A 218-nucleotide genomic window follows, 5' to 3' on the forward strand; every position below is an offset into this window, starting at 1 on the left:
GGGCCGAGGACGGGGTGATCGCCGACCCGCGCGCCTGCGAGGTCGACCTGTCGGGACTGCAATGCACCGGGGCAGCGGGCGATGACTGCCTCACCGAAGCGGAGTTGGACGTGCTGGCCAAATGGCGGCAGGGTCCGGTGAACGCCGCCGGAGAGCAGCTTTACCCGGGCGGCATTCCCGAAGGGTCCGAGCCGTTCTGGTGGCTGTGGCTCACCGGC

The 218-nt window shown here is 70.6% G+C and carries 1 protein-coding gene; it reads left to right on the plus strand.

The window, feature by feature from the left end:
• Positions 1 to 218: tannase/feruloyl esterase family alpha/beta hydrolase (locus E0702_RS18885; RefSeq protein ID WP_132045977.1), on the plus strand; the 218-nt coding region annotated here is incomplete at both ends.

This window comes from Halomonas marinisediminis (genome assembly GCF_004347715.1).
Classification (GTDB): domain Bacteria; phylum Pseudomonadota; class Gammaproteobacteria; order Pseudomonadales; family Halomonadaceae; genus Halomonas; species Halomonas icarae.